Annotated in this window: 13 protein-coding genes; 2 read left to right on the top strand and 11 right to left on the bottom strand. The window is 49.8% G+C overall.

The features are described from left to right. Nucleotides 1–70 precede the first annotated feature (70 nt). The 10 genes from ACS18Q_RS16440 to ACS18Q_RS16395 form a co-directional block, all read right to left on the bottom strand. Nucleotides 71–790 carry a fimbrial biogenesis chaperone gene (locus ACS18Q_RS16440; protein WP_049781854.1) on the bottom strand — a complete coding sequence of 240 codons (720 nt, stop codon included), beginning with the start codon at nucleotides 788–790 and terminating at the stop codon, nucleotides 71–73. Continuing rightward, on the bottom strand, nucleotides 756–2,051 hold the full coding sequence (locus tag ACS18Q_RS16435; RefSeq protein ID WP_238820352.1) for a fimbrial protein: 1,296 nt from the start codon (nucleotides 2,049–2,051) through the stop codon (nucleotides 756–758). The genes ACS18Q_RS16440 and ACS18Q_RS16435 overlap by 35 nt, the downstream gene beginning before the upstream one ends. Continuing rightward, a complete protein-coding gene (locus ACS18Q_RS16430) occupies nucleotides 2,052–4,931 on the bottom strand; it encodes a fimbria/pilus outer membrane usher protein (protein ID WP_441258002.1) in 2,880 nt (959 codons plus the stop codon). It lies immediately after the preceding gene. Nucleotides 4,932–4,940: 9 nt separating this feature from the next. After that, complete coding sequence (locus ACS18Q_RS16425; RefSeq protein ID WP_238771217.1) at nucleotides 4,941–5,663, bottom strand: fimbrial biogenesis chaperone; 723 nt, start codon at nucleotides 5,661–5,663, stop codon at nucleotides 4,941–4,943. Between the two features lie 79 nt (nucleotides 5,664–5,742). Then, nucleotides 5,743–6,129: a fimbrial protein gene (locus tag ACS18Q_RS16420; protein WP_231623321.1), complete on the bottom strand. Its 387-nt coding sequence runs from the start codon at nucleotides 6,127–6,129 to the stop codon at nucleotides 5,743–5,745. Between the two features lie 557 nt (nucleotides 6,130–6,686). Then, a complete protein-coding gene (gene yddG / locus ACS18Q_RS16415; protein ID WP_412497415.1) occupies nucleotides 6,687–7,610 on the bottom strand; it encodes an aromatic amino acid DMT transporter YddG in 924 nt (307 codons plus the stop codon). Between the two features lie 52 nt (nucleotides 7,611–7,662). Continuing rightward, a complete protein-coding gene (locus ACS18Q_RS16410) occupies nucleotides 7,663–8,235 on the bottom strand; it encodes a sugar O-acetyltransferase (RefSeq protein ID WP_238771223.1) in 573 nt (190 codons plus the stop codon). A gap of 82 nt (nucleotides 8,236–8,317) precedes the next feature. Next, nucleotides 8,318–8,923 carry a DUF1294 domain-containing protein gene (locus ACS18Q_RS16405; RefSeq protein WP_441258001.1) on the bottom strand — a complete coding sequence of 202 codons (606 nt, stop codon included), beginning with the start codon at nucleotides 8,921–8,923 and terminating at the stop codon, nucleotides 8,318–8,320. Between the two features lie 101 nt (nucleotides 8,924–9,024). Then, a complete protein-coding gene (locus tag ACS18Q_RS16400; protein ID WP_014258077.1) occupies nucleotides 9,025–9,429 on the bottom strand; it encodes an OsmC family protein in 405 nt (134 codons plus the stop codon). A gap of 34 nt (nucleotides 9,430–9,463) precedes the next feature. Continuing rightward, nucleotides 9,464–10,108, bottom strand: coding sequence for an exopolysaccharide biosynthesis protein (locus ACS18Q_RS16395; protein WP_238529607.1), 645 nt, complete (start codon nucleotides 10,106–10,108; stop codon nucleotides 9,464–9,466). 824 nt (nucleotides 10,109–10,932) lie between these two features. Between ACS18Q_RS16395 and ACS18Q_RS16390 the strand changes: the two genes are divergently transcribed. Then, nucleotides 10,933–11,397, top strand: a complete 465-nt coding sequence (locus tag ACS18Q_RS16390; RefSeq protein ID WP_004727710.1) for a dCMP deaminase family protein — start codon at nucleotides 10,933–10,935, stop codon at nucleotides 11,395–11,397. A gap of 271 nt (nucleotides 11,398–11,668) precedes the next feature. Next, nucleotides 11,669–13,483, top strand: coding sequence for a putative bifunctional diguanylate cyclase/phosphodiesterase (locus ACS18Q_RS16385; protein WP_441258000.1), 1,815 nt, complete (start codon nucleotides 11,669–11,671; stop codon nucleotides 13,481–13,483). On the opposite strand, the gene ACS18Q_RS16380 is transcribed toward ACS18Q_RS16385, so the two are convergent. Further along, nucleotides 13,461–16,121 carry an ATP-binding protein gene (locus ACS18Q_RS16380; protein ID WP_441257999.1) on the bottom strand — a complete coding sequence of 887 codons (2,661 nt, stop codon included), beginning with the start codon at nucleotides 16,119–16,121 and terminating at the stop codon, nucleotides 13,461–13,463. The genes ACS18Q_RS16385 and ACS18Q_RS16380 overlap by 23 nt on opposite strands. Nucleotides 16,122–16,196: the final 75 nt, after the last annotated feature.

Raw genomic sequence — 16,196 nt, 5'->3', positions numbered from 1 at the left:
CATAAAAAACCCCGCGCAACGTGACGTTGACCGCGGGGTTTTGATGTCGAGGGCAGAAGCGTTCACTGCGTCACTTGAGTGATGCAGTTGCTTCGTTGACGTCGCCCCAATCGTCAATATAGGAAAACGTGAGGTTATCGCCTGCGGTTAACCCATGGGCTGGCGGCAACAGTACATCGGCTTGCGAAAATGGCGACACCATAACGCCGGGCAGCACCAACCCACGCTCAAAAACAAATTGGCTGTAAGTCACAAAGAAGGGCGAGCGATTGTCGATCGTCATGTGCTGACGTTGCAGCGAAAACGCTTGTTCGTCAATGAGTGAGGCGAGTTTACTTTTCAGCCCCGGCGGACGATAGAACACTTTCATTTGCGTGCGCATCGTCAGTTGCAAGCGAAACGCCATCTCCTTTTCCGAGGGCGGCACTTCATAGATATTCAGCCAGAACAACTGCTCGCGATCGTGAACCGCCTGCGGCGCTTGATTGACGTTGATAATTCGCAGTGGCTTCTCTTCCCCCGGCGCCAAATGAAAGACTGGCGGAATGGTGATCAACGGCGATTGAGCATCTGACGGCGTCGATTGCGGACTGCCGTCATCAATCCATGTTTGGACAATGACGGGATAAGCGTTGAGATTGGCCAACTGCAACGATTGCTCTTTCTTGCTGCTGTTAAACACAACCCGCGATGTTTCAGCCGTCACGCCCGCATGCGCAGGCAGGGCAAACAGCAAGCCTTGCCACAAGGTGAGGCTACTGAACGCGAATAAAAACTTGAGCTTGTGCATAGACTTTCCCTGGGGTCGCCGTTTGACCCGGTAACGCTTCCAAAATGGCCGAAAAACTCTCTTGATAGCTATCTGCCACATCGCCTGTTGCCACTTGTGTTCCGTTGAGTGTGTACCAACCGTCGGCATTGCCCCCGGTCATGACGTTGGCGTCGCTCAACCAGTTTAAGGTTGTGCCCTCACGCTCCAAACGAATCCCCACGCCCGTTGCCACATTGCTGTCCACGCCATATTGGTTGCTCAATAGGTACGTTAAGCCTGAACCTGTCGTCGTCAACCCTTCGGCCAGCGCCGCCGAATAACTACCACTGCTGACTTGAAAACCAACGGCGTTCTGCCCCTCACTCACACCAGCAGTGTAACCCGACTGACACTGATACGTGATGTCGATGTTAGCGGTTCGCGAACCGCCATTGTTGATCTCTTCGGTGGAAATTGTCGGAAACAACACAGTGGGCGTCACACTGTTGAAGCGGCACGCTTTGGAGCGACGTATATTTGTATTCTTATACAAGCTAATACTTCCTGGCCAATTCTGATAAAACCCTAGATAGGACGTTTGACTGTCTGACCCTTCGGCCGGGTAAGAGAGACCCGGGCCACCAAACGCAATGTAACCTGCTGGCTGGGTGTAGGTATACTGTCCAGTGCCCGTGACACCACGTTCCTCACCAATCCGATAAAGTTCAACCGTCACACCAGCAAAATTTTTCGCCTTGACCAAGATATTGCCTGACGCATCGGTATCCAGATCGGTTAGTGCACGATATTGCCAATTCTTCTTAAAATATTCGCCTGTTTCATTATTGGTAATTCGAATAACCACGTTTTCAATGCGAGTCGCGTAGGCGTAATCTAGACCATAGTTAGCACCATCTTCATATTTCCCGCCGTAAGAACTGTCACCGTTCGTCGCATATATTTCGTACAACTGACCCGCACTGTCTGCCGTGCAAGAAAATAAAATCTGCTCTGGCTCGTAACCATTTTGTTTGCCATAGGTGACAAAATCCGCCACCGAAGACGCCAACAAGGTGCCGTTAGATTGGAAGTTTTCATCGGTAATATTGATTGTACTCGGCAAGTTTAGGGGGCCATTATTTACGTCATTAGCACCAATCCAAGCGCCATAACTGCCATATTCATCTGCGGTCTGAACCTTGGATATTCGAGTACAACTGGCTGCGTTACTATCTTCAACCACAGCCAAAAACAGCAAGACAAACGCACAGACCGAATAATAGACATGTTTGCTTCCCATTTATTCCCCTCCTACCTTGATATACGATTCCACCCCAAACCTTTGCACGTCGTTTTTGTGTTGAAACGCCAATTTCAGGTCAGAGAATTTATTGACGATGATCCAATGGCGGTTGCGATAACCAACTAACTGGGTCGTTGAAAATCCGTAATCCAACAATCGTTCTAGTTGGGCGCTGGCATTCGTCAGCTCATCAAAAACACCTGCGACCACCCAATATTGACCGCGCATCCGTGTTGGTGTGACAGCCGGTGTCACTGCTGGTAATGGAGCCAGCGAAGCCGCTGGCGCCATCATCGTCAACGTGTCAGAGGCGCTGGTTTGTAGCTCTTTCACTTGTGGCTCGTTCAGGGGAGATGTTTCCGCCTCACAACGCACGTCTTGATACAGAATGCTGGCAGGCTCGATGTCGCGAATGTCGTAATCAAAGCGACAGCTTTTCGCTTTACCCCATGTCACCTGTAGCGTGCCCTGCAACTGTTCAAGACGAACATAGGCTTGCATCGCTTGCCCGACCATGCCGAGGCTCTGCCCGGACGGGCTGGAAACGTCTGCCCCCATGGGGATCTCCTGCTCGCCGTCGACCGTAAACAGCACCGCTTGGCCGTAACGCGTTTGATAAGTCACTTTGACCGCCGACCCCGCATATGGCGCGACTTGTTTCTCACTGGTCAAAATTTCCACTTGCTCACTGCCACTGGCGCCAAGCGTCACCTTGTTGTAACGATACGGCGTCAAAGACGGCACCAACGCATAACCGTGGCTATCGACTTGCGTCCCTTGTGAGTTACGCACTTCGGTTCCTTCAGCACCTTCCGCCTCGACGATCGCAAACGTCTCTCCGAGCGTGTGACCCGCCGTCACACCGCCGCTGTGTAGCACCAAGGCGCCGCGAGCACTGGCACCAAACTGACGGTAGCGATCCGAATGGCTGTAGCTCGCGCCCAGCTGCACTTTCGACAATCGTTTCTGGCCAGAAATGGCTAAGTTTGTGTCATCTGTACTTTCATCGTGAGATGCAGAAATCCCGTAGCTCAGCGTCGCGTCGTCATCCAGCACGCCAGATGCGCCCATGTAATACGAGCTGCCAGAACTCTGGCTATGCGTGTAACCGGCGTTGATATTTGGCGCATTGCGTTCATGTGCGGCCCCCAACGGAAACGACAAGTTCAATGAGACAATGTCCTCTTTCTCACGACCTAAACTCTCTCCCGAAAAAGGATCAATGCCACGGCTCATGTACTGGCGCGCATACGTCACTCCATAGTTCACACGGCCCAGTCGGCTTGAAAACCCCATTTGGAACTGATCGTTGTCCTTTCGATTGTCGCGATATTGGGTCTTAGAACCGGACAGATACAGAACCCCTCCGGTGCCAAAGTTCTGGTTCATGGTCAGGGTAAACTGACGACTCTGGTTAAACGACGTCGACGCGTACGTTGTATTGTCGCTGTCCAAAGCCATTAACCCGAGGTGGTCCGTCAATTCACGATACCCTTCGGTTGAGTAGCGATACCCCGCCAGCGTGACTGACGTCCCGCTGCCAAATGAACGGCTATAGTTCAACCCCAAACGCCAACCTTGTTCCGCGCTTTCATTGGGCGTGTCGCTGTGCGAAAACACCACGTTGGAACCAAATGCCCCCAATGACGAGCCATACACGCCGCCCAACGACATCGCCAAATAGTGATCCGAAAGGCGCACTGCGGTGTTGCCGGTAATGGTGTTGCTGATACCCCGTTCCAGCGTTAAATCCGCAAACAGCTTCTCGACTTGTGTGTCGTCCGTTCGGCCGACCGAAATGTCGTAACGAAGCAGATCAGGGCGCAATGACCCGGGGACCGCGTTAAATGGAATCTGAAAATGACTGCTCGATCCATCCGCTTCGATCACTTCGACATCTAAGTCGCCTTCGTAACTTGTGGGATACAAGTCACTGATGCTGAAAGGCCCTCTTGGCACTGTGGTTTGGTAAATATCGCGACCGTTCTGACGAACAATCACTTTCGCCGTTGAGTTAGCAACCCCATTGACCACAGGCGCATAACCACGCTGAGATTCCGGCAACATGCGACTGTCGGATTTAAACTGCAACCCCACAAATCCGATGCTGCCTAGGAATGTGCCACTGGTGTAACTTTCCCCGACAATCACTTCGCCATTCAAACGCGACACCGGGCGAGAGAGATAAGTGCGAATCGAGTTGAACTGCTCTTTCGTTTGCCCTGAATTGTTGGCACGCTGATAGTTGGAGATATTTCGTAGGTGCCACAACCCTAAATTTAACCCGCTGCTCAGCCCCAGATATTGGGAATCGGAACGAAATTCCTGGCCATTACTATGGTTGGAATTGGCATGGTAATAGTTGTAGGTGTAGTTGCTAAAAAAGACCGGTTCACCCGCATCCCATTGCGATGAATCCACATAACCACGTGGATGTCGAACTAAATAAGCTTGGGGAATGCCTAAATTCAGCCTCAATTTGGCGATATCAATGTGCTCCGTGACGCCTTCGATCTGCACGCCGCTTTCACAATTGGCGCTTTGCGACTGACGCACAACGTCAGGCAACACGCCAGCCTGTTGATAAAACTCACCGCTTAAACACGCGTTGAGGGCATGCTCGCTCTCATCACTCACAAATAGATATACATCATGGCTGCCATAAAATGAGGCGTTGATGTACACGTCGAGCTGATAAACACCCGGCTCCGCCTGAGGGCCATTACTGATTTTTTTCAGCAATTCACTGTTATAACCATCCCCAAGCAACAGGTTTTCATCAAAGAAATACGTTTCAGCCGCCACGCAGTGAATCGGAGTCAGCACCCAGAATGTTATAGCAGCCTTGATGATCAAATGACTTGTCAATTTTTTCATAATTGTCTTCTATAACTTGATGGCGTAACTTTTCTTTACATGAGCCCCAAAGTCATTAATTAGGTAAAAGTCCACTTCGTAATTCGTCAAAGACGGATCAAAATCGTTGAGTGTCCAATGCAACATCGACTTGGGCGTCAACATGCTATTTTCGATTGGCCACGTTTTGTCGCCAGACTTCAGCACGATGTTATTGATGGTCACGTGATAGCTACTGTTATTCTGAGCCACCACTTGCCAGCCATTGGTATTGCTGACGGAGAACGATAAATTGCGATCAATCTCTTCGACCGAATCTTGAAGATCAGTCGGACGATAAAAAAGTTTCACCCTATTTTTTAAAACAATGAGCATTTTATTTTCTTTTTCCGCCGCTTTGCTGGTTGGCGGAATTTGAACCATATTCAGGTAAAAAACACTTTCTCGGTCTTTGGGTAATGCTTTGTTGGTATTAAATACTCGGATTCTTTGGCCTGAGTTGGCTTCAATTCTAAAGATAGGTGGGACAACAGAAAATTTATCGGATTGCGTTTGGATAGTGGAACTTGGGTTGCCTTCGTCGACCCAGACTTGAACAAGATAAGGGAAATCATCTTTATTTGAAAATTGCATCCCATTATCAGACTGCGATTCATAATAAATCACACGCGTATTTGTCATCACGACACTGGCGACTGAATTAAAGCTAAAAACCAACAGTATAATTAGACCTATTCGGTGAGCTAAATACATATATCCCCTCACGATAAGTATTATTTGGCGGAGGTATATACACTCCGCCATTATTATCAATGATTACAAAGAACCATTATTATTGGTAAGTCAGCGCGTATTGCACCGAGCTGATGACGGTACCCGCAGTCGCATCGCCACCTTCAGCGAAGTAACGAACTGCAAAGTTGTGGCTTGCTTCAGTTTCACCAGCAGCAAGGACTAAGCCCGCAGCAGTGGCCGTTGATGTTAGATCCAGTGCGTCAGTGGCTGTATCAGATTCCAAAAGTTGCAGCACAACGTTGGTTGCTGTACCGGTGTTGCCCAAGTTACCCGCTGCGGTAACGTTGTTGCCGACAAACACCGTGCCGATGTTTAGGCTGGATGCTGGCGCAGTACAACCCGTCACACCCAGAGAAAAGTTTGTAGTACCTGTCGAAAGACCATCGGTTAAATCTGTTGCAGCAACCGTTGGTAGCAGGACCACAGGAGATTCAGCATTGCCGTTCACTGAGACAGAACAAGTTTGGTCAGCAACTTCTCCTTGGAAAGTAATTGTGTTTGCGCTTTCTGCCATAACAAGAGATGGCGTGAATAATACTGCAAGTGTTGTTAGTGTGAGTGCCTTATTCATTATAACTATTCTCCGATTTGAAGGTTGACTTTGACTTTGTCCTACAATTGACCCTTAAATTTATTTTTTAATATCTTCACCTGAATCAGGTGGGACAACTTGAGCGACAGGGACAGTCTATTAACAAATCAGAAATAATAATGTCATCCGCTTCCTGCGAACGTGTAAGACGATTCCCACAGGATAAATAAGGCTTTTTAATTGGGGTGGCGTTTAAAAATGAATATAAAGAGGAATATAGATTTAGCGAGGAGAAGTTATTTTTTTACAAAGCGAGTCAATAAATGTCAAGGCCTCAACGCCGAATAATTTTCGCGTGATTGAACGTTTCATGGCGTTGCAATTTAGACAGTGAAGAATGACGCAAACTGCGCAAAGGCTCAGCGCAGTTTGAAGCCACAGGAGTCGCTTTATAGCGCTGACTCGTGTGGCACCGCGAGGCGTTTTTTCGTCGCGCGCTCCCGCGTGACCCACCAGCATACCAGCGAGCCGATGGTCACCATCGCCACACCTTGCCAGAAGCTCGCCCCCAGCATCACGCCTAGAATCATGGAGGAAAACAGCGTTGAAATCACGGGGGTAAAGTAGGATAAGGTGGCGAGCAGCAGCATGTTGCCGCGTAAAATCGCCACGTTCCACAAGGCATAACCACTGCCCATCACCACGCCCGTCAAAAGTAAACTGAGCGTTCCCGAGGCGGTGAATACCAACGGGCCTTCATCGCTCATGGCATATTGAAACCACAAGACGCTGGCCGTCGCGATAAAAAACAGGCCAATCGCATTCTGGCCTTTGGCAATAATTTTGGTGACGTTGCAATACACCGCCCAAATGATGGCACCGAAAAACGCCATGGCGTACGTCAGTGGGTTGGTGGCCACGTTGTCTGCAATCAGCGTAAACGACAGCCCTTGATCGCCGGTAATCGTCCAAGCCACGCCAACAAAGGCGAGCGCAATACTCGGATACACCCACACGCTAACGGGCTGACGGCTGGTCAATACCGCAAACAATACCGTCAAAGCTGGCCATAAGTAGTTGATCACCGCCATTTCCAGCGCTTGATGGCGGGAGTTTGCCATTCCCAGGGCCAGCGCCAAGCAGATTTCGTAGCTGACGAATAGCGCGCCGCCAATCAACACATAGCGCAAAGAGAATTGATGAACTTTAGGAACGCCCATCACGATCAGCAGAAACAGCGACGCCACGCTGTAAATCAGTGCGGCGCCGCCAATCGGGCCGAATTGTTCTGCGACCGTGCGAGTCAGCCCCATCAGGCAACCCCATAACAAAATCGCTGCAATACCAAACAGGGTATACCGATGACGGGACAAAGCAGACTCCACTAAAAAATGATGAAAGGAATCAACACTGTAGCGGAAAACGTCAGCAGAAAGAAGCGTCCTCTTCTCGCGCTAAGTGACGAATGATTTTCGCCGGTGTGCCGCCCACCAGCGTGTCTGGTGGCACATCTTGGTTGACCACAGAATTGGCTGCGACCACAGAACGGGCGCCAATCGTCACGCCTTGGTTAATCACCACATGACCGCCAATCCACACATCATCTTCGACGACGATCGGTTTCGATTCAGTCTCCCATAAACGGCGGCTGCGGTAATCCAGCGAGTGGGATGCGGTGTAGAACTGGCAGCTCGGGCCAATCAGTACGTTGTCACCAATCGTAATCGGCGCGTTGTCGAGCATCACCACATTCATGTTCAGAAAGGTGTGATGGCCGATGCGAATGGTTTGGCCAAATTCACAATGGAAAGGCGGCTGCACAACACTGTCGGTGCCAAACGAGCCGAATAACTGTTGTTGCAACGCGTTGCGCTCGTTGTCATCGATGCACTGGTTGATGCGTAGTTTCAATGCTGTGGCGCGTTGGCGAATGGTGACGATCGACGGGTCTTCTCCGTCAAAGACTTGGCCGGCAATCATTTTTTCAAATTCGGTCATCGTGTTCTCCTGTCATTCTATTCGCACAGCGTACCGACTTTTTTAGTAGAAAAAAGAGTAAAAGCCTCAAATTGACTTTCCCCTATTTCCAACGCAAGGCGAGGAGCGAAGCGATAACGCTTTCTAGCCCCTGAATTCCCGTCGGCGTGAGCGTCCAGAGCAACAAGAAAAAATGTCCTAAAACAATGAAAAACAATACGATTTGATAAAGAAGTGAGCGATGAGGTGGGTTGAAATGGTATTGACCCAGCAACGCGCCAGGCCAACCGCCCAGCAGCGCCAAGCTCAACAATGCCGACGCGCCAGTGCGCGGTTTTTTTCGCTTTTCCGCTCGTTTATCGAAGCCGTAGATACACCACAGCACGGCACTCATCGCACCATAGCAATACGCCACTTCAGCGGGGTAACGCCAATACACCACACCGCCAACCAACGCGGCCAAAAACCACATCGCCAACAGCGACGCCCAAGGAAAAGCACGCACACCATCCACATGCGTCGCGCGGCGATTCCCGGCATCATCCTGCACAAGGCGAAACCGTACGGCTTGCCCGGCATGCCCGCTCAAGTCGACAGAGTTGGACACATCACGCTGATAAAATTTGATTCGCAACGCGTCCACCTCCGAGGTGACGTAACCGTACCCTTTATCGGCATACCACTCTGTGATTCGTCCTTTGATCGCCATGTTGTTGCTGAGTTTTCTATCAACGGTGCTATAAGCATAGCCAAGGCAACAAGAACAGCGAATTGCGTCCAATAAAAAACCGGGCGTTAGCCCGGTTTCCATCAGTCGGTGATGATTTCCCAACTGTGGGTCATCTCGACCCCTTTGCCCAGCATCAAGCACACCGAACAGTATTTCTCTAGCGAATCTGCCGCCACGCGCGCCACCACCGCTTCATTCAGGTTGTCGCCCGAAACGGCAAAGTGAATGTTCACTTTGGTGAAAATCCGTGGCGCCGTATCGCGACGTTCTGTGGTCAGCTTCGCCGTGCATGTGCGCACTTTCTCGCCCGCTGATTTCAAACCATCCACCACGTCAACCGAGCTGCAACCACCTGCCGCCATCAACACCATCTCCATCGGACTTGGCGCTGTTGCGCCGCCGCTGCCATCCATCACGATGGAATGACCCGATTGAGATTGTCCGATAAATTTAAACGCTTCGACCCACTTAACTTGTGCTTCCATTTTGACTACTCATCTTAACCAGAAGATTGTGGCGTCATAATACCAGCATCAGCGAGTTCATCGCTATACGTACCAGAAGATAGCCAACCCACAACGCAAGGACGCTAATCGCGCTACCAATGACCAAAAACAGACCATCGCGCTCAATGATGCCAAGCGCAAAAAAGATAATGGCAATGTTCGGTGGAAAGTTCACAAACGGCAGTGGCAGTACAGCGACCGCCGCCAGCACGCAGATGATGAGACCAATCACGCGGCGCGCCAACGCATTGGAAAGCGGCGCCCAACGCGGTTTGATGTAGTGTTCCACACGTTCAAACCACGGCAATAACTCTTCAATGAAGCGAATGGTTTTCTGGCGATGCAGTTTGCGCTTTTGAATGAGGCGCGGCAAACGCGGCGCTTGTAGCCCCAAAGCAAGCTGCAACCCCAATAGGAAAATCGCAAATCCGGCAAAAAAAGAGATACCCGGAATCAGCCCTGCCAAGCTGAGCATGATCAGCAGCGCCCCGTAAGAGCGTCGTCTCAGCAACTCCAGTAAAGTGCCTATCGACAGGTAAGGTTCGGGGTGGCCTTTTAGGGATTTCAGCAAGAACTCAGAGGTTTTCTCCACGTCGTGTTCGCTCTCATTATTCGGTTGGCCTGACGCCGTCAGGCGGATGGGCACATTATCATTCATCCTTCTCGCCTCACGCAATCGAGATTATTGTCATGACGACAACGTGCCACAAGGAACCACACGTTATGTCAGCGCAGATAAAAGAAAACCCCACTAAGCTTTCGCTTAGTGGGGTTCAGTTCTTACTCGCAGCAATCCGGCTACTAATAGGTGCTCCCTGCATCTATTCCTTGATAGTCTGCTGTATCCTTCAGCGCATTCCGTTTCATCGCCTTCCTAGCGGTGTCCCTTATCCGTCATCCTGACAGATTCACGCCTTATTCCTTTAAGTTGTCCATTAACCATCCGTTGTAACCATCCTAGTTACCAAGCTTCCAGCTAATGTCCTTCACTTTCCATGCCGATCATTCATCCTGAATCATCGAATCTTCGTCCTGAAGATGACCTGTCCTTGGGTCTTTCCTGTTCCGTGTCTGCTTCCTGCTGACAACTTGAGATTACGACATCGGAGATTTTCAGCAAGCGGCTCACAACATCCAACTGAGCAAGAAAGTGGGCGAAATTTTATCATATTTATATATTTCAATAGGTTAATAAAACAAACTCGTTTTTCTCTTCACTAAAAATGGACAATGTCTTACAACACGTGTAAGAAACATCTCACAAAGCGAATCTCAAATATTCCCTATTGCTAAAATACACCCAGTCCACAAAGTTTGATGCAGATCTCACCCCAATCCGAGCAATCAGGAAGCAGTTGGGTTCCATTGGCGGATAAAGCCCAGATTTTCCTAGACTCACCTTGGTAAATTAAGGATATTAGGACCCATCTTGATCACACAATCGGCAAAATAGACCGCTAACTCTGTTGAGGAAACCATCCTATGATTTCTAAATGGGCACAACGCTTTTACCAAATGGCAGAACTTGTTGGCTCGTGGAGTAAAGACCCTTCCACGCAAGTTGGGGCCGTGATTACCAAACAGAACCGTATCGTCTCCGTCGGCTTTAATGGCTATCCACATGGCATTTCCGATAGTGCCAACACCGACGATCGTGATATGAAATATCTCAAAACCTTGCATGCGGAAGAGAACGCCATCTTGTTTGCCAAGCGCGATCTAGATGGCTGTGAAATCTACGTCACTCATTTCCCTTGTCCCAACTGCGCAGCCAAGATCATTCAAACTGGTATTTCTGCGGTGCATTGCCCAGAGCAATCGGCAGACTTTTTGTCTCGCTGGGGGGACAAAATTAAAGTGAGTCAGGATATGTTCCTGCAAGCGGGCGTGAAGGTGAACTGGCTGCCCGTTCACGAGCTTCAACCCATCAGTGAAATCCATAAATAATATCAGCCCTCCATTCGGAGGGCTTTTTACTGCGCATGATCCCGCCGAAAAACGCTCACTTTTCAACCTTTTGAACTACATCAAAAGTTAACGAATTTTTAAATACGTCTCTTTAGTGAGAATGCCTCACAACTTTGTCCATAAAGCGATGGCTTTTGACTTGAGTCGGCTTTGCCCCTACAGAACTAGGACTACAATTCCAAACATAATCCAAAATCATTGCTGCACATGGTTTCATTTGCGGCGTAAACGCGACTCACACGGGATCCATATGGCATCGACGTCAATTCAGTCAGGTTCGGGATTAGGTACGCGTTTCGTTATTACGTTGTTGTATCTGCTCTCCGTTTCCGTCATTAGCTACACCTTGCTCACCGAGCATCACACTGCGGTGCAATATTACTATGCCTACCCGGCCTTGATGTTGATCGCGCTGATCAGCCGTCATCGTTGGACGAAACGGTTGGCGGCGATGGGGTCTATTGCGGTCATTTTAGTGGGCAGCTATTTTGAGCCGCTCACGCTCGACGCCATAGAAGAGTCATTTCTTCTGATTCCGTTGACCTATTTGGTGCTGTTTCCTGGCTCACTGTGGCCATTTATGTCTGCCATTTTGCTGATTGGGAGTTACCTGCAATATCAGAAAATCGGCACGCCGCCGTTTTATCAATTTACAGAAGATGCCGTCGAGCTGGCAGCCATTGCCTTTTTTGCGACCGTCGGCGTCTATTACAAACAGAAATTGCAGCGTCAACTGGAGCGCTATCGCCGCGACAGCTACACCGACTTTCTCACCAAACTGGCAAACCGCAAGGCGTTTACCCGTGACACCAAAGCACTTGAACGTCAGCGTGACACCGAGACACACTACGCCCTGCTACAACTGGATATCGACGATTTCAAATTGATCAACGACAGCTTGGGCCACCAGCAAGGCGATAAGCTGCTGTTTGAACTGGCGAAACGCCTGAAAGGACTCGATTTTTCACGGGTGGATTTGTACCGCATGAGCGGTGATGAGTTCGCGATTATTTTGAAAGACCAGTACGACATTCGTTTCTACGCGGATCAGGTGGCGCATTACATTTTGGATGCATGCAGCCAAGGCTTTAAGCTCGACAACCGCAGCTACCACATGACAATGAGCATCGGGATTGCACTGTTTGAAGATGCAATGCACGACAGCGATATTTGGTGTCGTAACGTTGATATTGCCGTGCTGCGCGCCAAACAAAAAGGCAACAACATCATTCAACATTTCGACGAAGAGCTGATTGGTGAAACCATTCGCAACTATCAGTTGGAACGCGAACTCAGCAATGCAATTGAAAAGCAGCAGTTAACCCTGAACTACCAACCCAAAGTCGACATTAAAACCGGCGAAGTACACAGCGCCGAAGCGCTGATTCGCTGGCACCATCCCGATTTAGGATTGATCTCGCCCGAGGAATTTGTCGGCTTGGCCGAGAAAAGCCAACAGATCATTCCGATTGGCCGCTGGGTGATTGAGACAGCTTGCAAGCAAGCCAAAGCGTGGCAGATCACCGGACACAACATCTGCATCGCGGTGAATGTTTCCACCGTGCAGTTTCTCTACGACGATATCTTTAATGTGGTGACCAAAGCGCTGCGAGAAACGCATCTGGATCCGAAATTATTGCAACTGGAGATCACCGAAACCACATTGATGCAGCAACCACAGAACGTGAGTGAAACTTGTCAGGACTTGCGCACCCTTGGAATTCGCATTGCGATTGATGATTTCGGCGTGGCTTATTCTTCACTGAACTACCTCAGCCAGCTTCCGATTGACGTCTTGAAAATTGACAAGTCATTCGTCGACAATTGTGTCAACAACCATGACGATCACATGCTGGTGCGTACCATTATTCAGCTTGGGCACAATATGGGAAAAGTGGTGACGGCAGAAGGGGTGAATAACCACAATCAACTGCATCTGTTAGCCATTGAAGGCTGCGACGAGTACCAAGGGTATTACTATTCAAAACCCCTGCCTGCCAAAGCGTTTATTGAACGCATCGAGCAGATGGATTACCCCGAACCTACGCGACTTCTAGCTCAGTAAAGATGTCAAACAACTGCTTCGATTTATACGGCTTCGGCAAATAAGCGTCCATGCCCGCTTCAAAACAGTGGGCAATGTCTTCATCCAACACACTGGCAGTCAGCGCAATGATGGGAATGTTTTTCAGCCCCTGCGCCGACTCCCATTCGCGAATTTTACGTGTTGCGGTAAAGCCATCCATCACCGGCATCATGCAATCCATCAGTACCGCAGAAAACTGGCCGCCTTGGGTCACAATGTCCACCGCTTCCTGACCGTTACTGACAATCACGTAGGCTAACCCGGCTTTTTCTAAAAAGAAGGTCGCGATTTTTTGATTCATCAAGTTGTCCTCGACAATCAAAATACGGGGATTTGTCGCTTCCTCTTCTTCTTGCGCTGGCCGAGGGTGGCGAGCATCCTGCACGGGCGCGAGCTGCGCACTTGGCGACGATTCGCGCAACAGCTTTTCAAATCTCAGACCCAAAAATGGCAACGTAATGCGACCATGAATGGCATCTGCGACGGCTTTATTCGTGAACAGATGGTGTTGCAACATGATGAGCCGAGCGTGCGGGAAGCGCTGCTTTAAATCATCGATATCGGATAACTTGCCGTGGGTCAAACTGTGGCAATAGAGCACATTCACCACTTGATTTACTGAAGCGTCCTCGATATGAGCAATGGTCGATGCTTCCACCACGGTCAGTCCCAAACGCGTGCACTCTCGGCGAATGGCCGCGGAGTAATTGGAATTATTGGAGATAAACAGCGTGGTTTGATTCATCGGTTGCTGCGTTGGCTGCTCGAGTGGCAGCGTCACGGGAACCGTGAATTCAAATTGGCTCCCCAAATCTTTGGTGGAGTGCACTTGAATCGAGCCATCCATCAACTCCAATAACTGGCGGCAAATCGCCAGCCCTAACCCCGTGCCACCAAAGCGGCGGGTAATGCTGCCATCTTCCTGAGTAAAGGGGTCAAAAATGGTGCTCAGCTTGTCTTTGTCGATGCCTTTACCGGTGTCGGTGACGCTACAGCGAATCAGCGGCGTGTCTTGACTGACATAATTCACTTCCACATTCACATACCCGTCTTGGGTAAACTTCACCGCATTGGAGAGTAAATTCATCAGGATCTGTTTCACCCGATACTCATCCGCCACCACCATCACCGGCAGCTCAGGGTCCAGCTGAATCGCCAACTCGATGTGCTGGCTGATCGCTTTCACATTCACCAAATTCACGGTGTCGTACACCATTTCAGCAAAATTGAACGCATTGGGATTTAACGTCAGGCTGCCCGCCTCAATCTTGGACAGATCGAGAATGTCATTGAGCAGTATCAGCAGCGATTGGGATGAGGTATCAATGTCATCTAAAATGTCCTGCTGGTTCACGTTTAATCCAGAAGAGGCCAAAATTTCAGTCATGCCAATGATGCCGTTGAGCGGTGTGCGAATTTCATGAGACATATTGGCCAAAAACGAACTCTTGGCCCGGTTGGCGGCAATCGCTTCTTCTTTGGCGTGAATCAAACGCTCTTCATGCGCTTTGAGTTCCAAAATAATGTGGTTGAGGCTACCGACGAAATCGGAGAACTCATCGTTCCCATCAATGGCGATCTGCTTCACGCTATCGCGCTTGTCCCGTAGCTGCCCCATGGTGGCGAGGATCCGATTGAGCTTGGATGAAATGCGATAAAACGTCCCAAGGCCCAGCACCAATAGCAGCACAAACACCACCGCCACCACAGCGCTGATCACGGCGATCCGCTGACTTTCCTGACGAACCTGTTGATCAATTTGCTGCGACAAATGTTCGGAAAAGCCCAAAAACAGCTTCTGCACCGCCGCTTGGCGATTCTCCAGCGTCTGCACATATCCGCTCAACTCACTGGGCGTCACTTCTTGGCGCAGGATCTTGTCGCGCAGAATGGCGCCTTGGCGAAAGTCTTGTTGGGCGAATAGCTTAACGATCTGATCCAACTGAACCGAACTGGCGCCCGTATCAATAAAGCGTTCAAGATGCTGCTGTTCACGTTCCGCAATTTGGAAATACTGACCGAGCTGCTGGGGCGTCAGCGTGTCCGTCTGAGATAAGTCGCGGATAAACCACGCCTCACGCTGCATCCAGTACAAAAACCAACTCAAATCGTCATACACCACATCCAAAGTATGAATGTCGGTGGGCGCTTCATGATTGCTACGCTTTTGAATGTCGGTGAGCAATTCGTAGATCAAATCAAACGTCCAGGTGCCGTATTCGTGGGTCTCGGCCACCGTCGCCGAAGCAATTTCGCTGGCGAGGCTTTTTAGCTCTGCGACGTTGCTGCTACTTAGTGAGGCCGAATTCCCGGACACGCGCATGAGATTTTGATCATCGATGTTGGCGCCAACGAGGGTCAATTCGTTGTCGAGAGCAATCCGCAAGCGCTGAACGTCGTTTTGATGAATGCGCCCGATCAGCATGTCGTACGCCAGATGGGTCGCGTTCGTCAGATGATTCAACGCATCGATTTTTTTGGTGATCACACGGTAAGCGACCAATTGCGTTTGGAATTGGCTGAACAGATTCCAAGTTCCCCAACCAATCACCAGCATCGGCATGAGACACAGCAGCATCAGTCGAGCTTTTATTGAGAAACGAGAAACAGTGCGCATTCCTTAACCTTGAATGTGAAGAGACCTAGCCTATGGTTAAAGAGTAGACAGTGTTTGTGCCGTTTGCGCCCATAA

The organism is Vibrio sp. Vf1514, from assembly GCF_052076135.1.
GTDB classification, from domain to species: Bacteria; Pseudomonadota; Gammaproteobacteria; order Enterobacterales; family Vibrionaceae; genus Vibrio; species Vibrio furnissii.
The sequence above is the reverse complement of the archived record's forward strand: the minus strand, read 5'-3'. Positions and strand labels throughout refer to the sequence as shown.

Excerpts from the sequence above, each read along its gene's own strand:
- ACS18Q_RS16440 (WP_049781854.1), bottom strand. The coding sequence starts at position 790 with ATGCACAAGCTCAAGTTTTTATTCGCGTTCAGTAGCCTCACCTTGTGG.
- ACS18Q_RS16435 (WP_238820352.1), bottom strand. The coding sequence starts at position 2,051 with ATGGGAAGCAAACATGTCTATTATTCGGTCTGTGCGTTTGTCTTGCTG.
- ACS18Q_RS16430 (WP_441258002.1), bottom strand. The coding sequence starts at position 4,931 with ATGAAAAAATTGACAAGTCATTTGATCATCAAGGCTGCTATAACATTC.
- ACS18Q_RS16425 (WP_238771217.1), bottom strand. The coding sequence starts at position 5,663 with ATGTATTTAGCTCACCGAATAGGTCTAATTATACTGTTGGTTTTTAGC.
- ACS18Q_RS16410 (WP_238771223.1), bottom strand. The coding sequence starts at position 8,235 with ATGACCGAATTTGAAAAAATGATTGCCGGCCAAGTCTTTGACGGAGAA.
- ACS18Q_RS16405 (WP_441258001.1), bottom strand. The coding sequence starts at position 8,923 with ATGGCGATCAAAGGACGAATCACAGAGTGGTATGCCGATAAAGGGTAC.
- ACS18Q_RS16400 (WP_014258077.1), bottom strand. The coding sequence starts at position 9,429 with ATGGAAGCACAAGTTAAGTGGGTCGAAGCGTTTAAATTTATCGGACAA.
- ACS18Q_RS16395 (WP_238529607.1), bottom strand. The coding sequence starts at position 10,108 with ATGAATGATAATGTGCCCATCCGCCTGACGGCGTCAGGCCAACCGAAT.
- ACS18Q_RS16390 (WP_004727710.1), top strand. The coding sequence starts at position 10,933 with ATGATTTCTAAATGGGCACAACGCTTTTACCAAATGGCAGAACTTGTT.
- ACS18Q_RS16385 (WP_441258000.1), top strand. The coding sequence starts at position 11,669 with ATGGCATCGACGTCAATTCAGTCAGGTTCGGGATTAGGTACGCGTTTC.
- ACS18Q_RS16380 (WP_441257999.1), bottom strand. The coding sequence starts at position 16,121 with ATGCGCACTGTTTCTCGTTTCTCAATAAAAGCTCGACTGATGCTGCTG.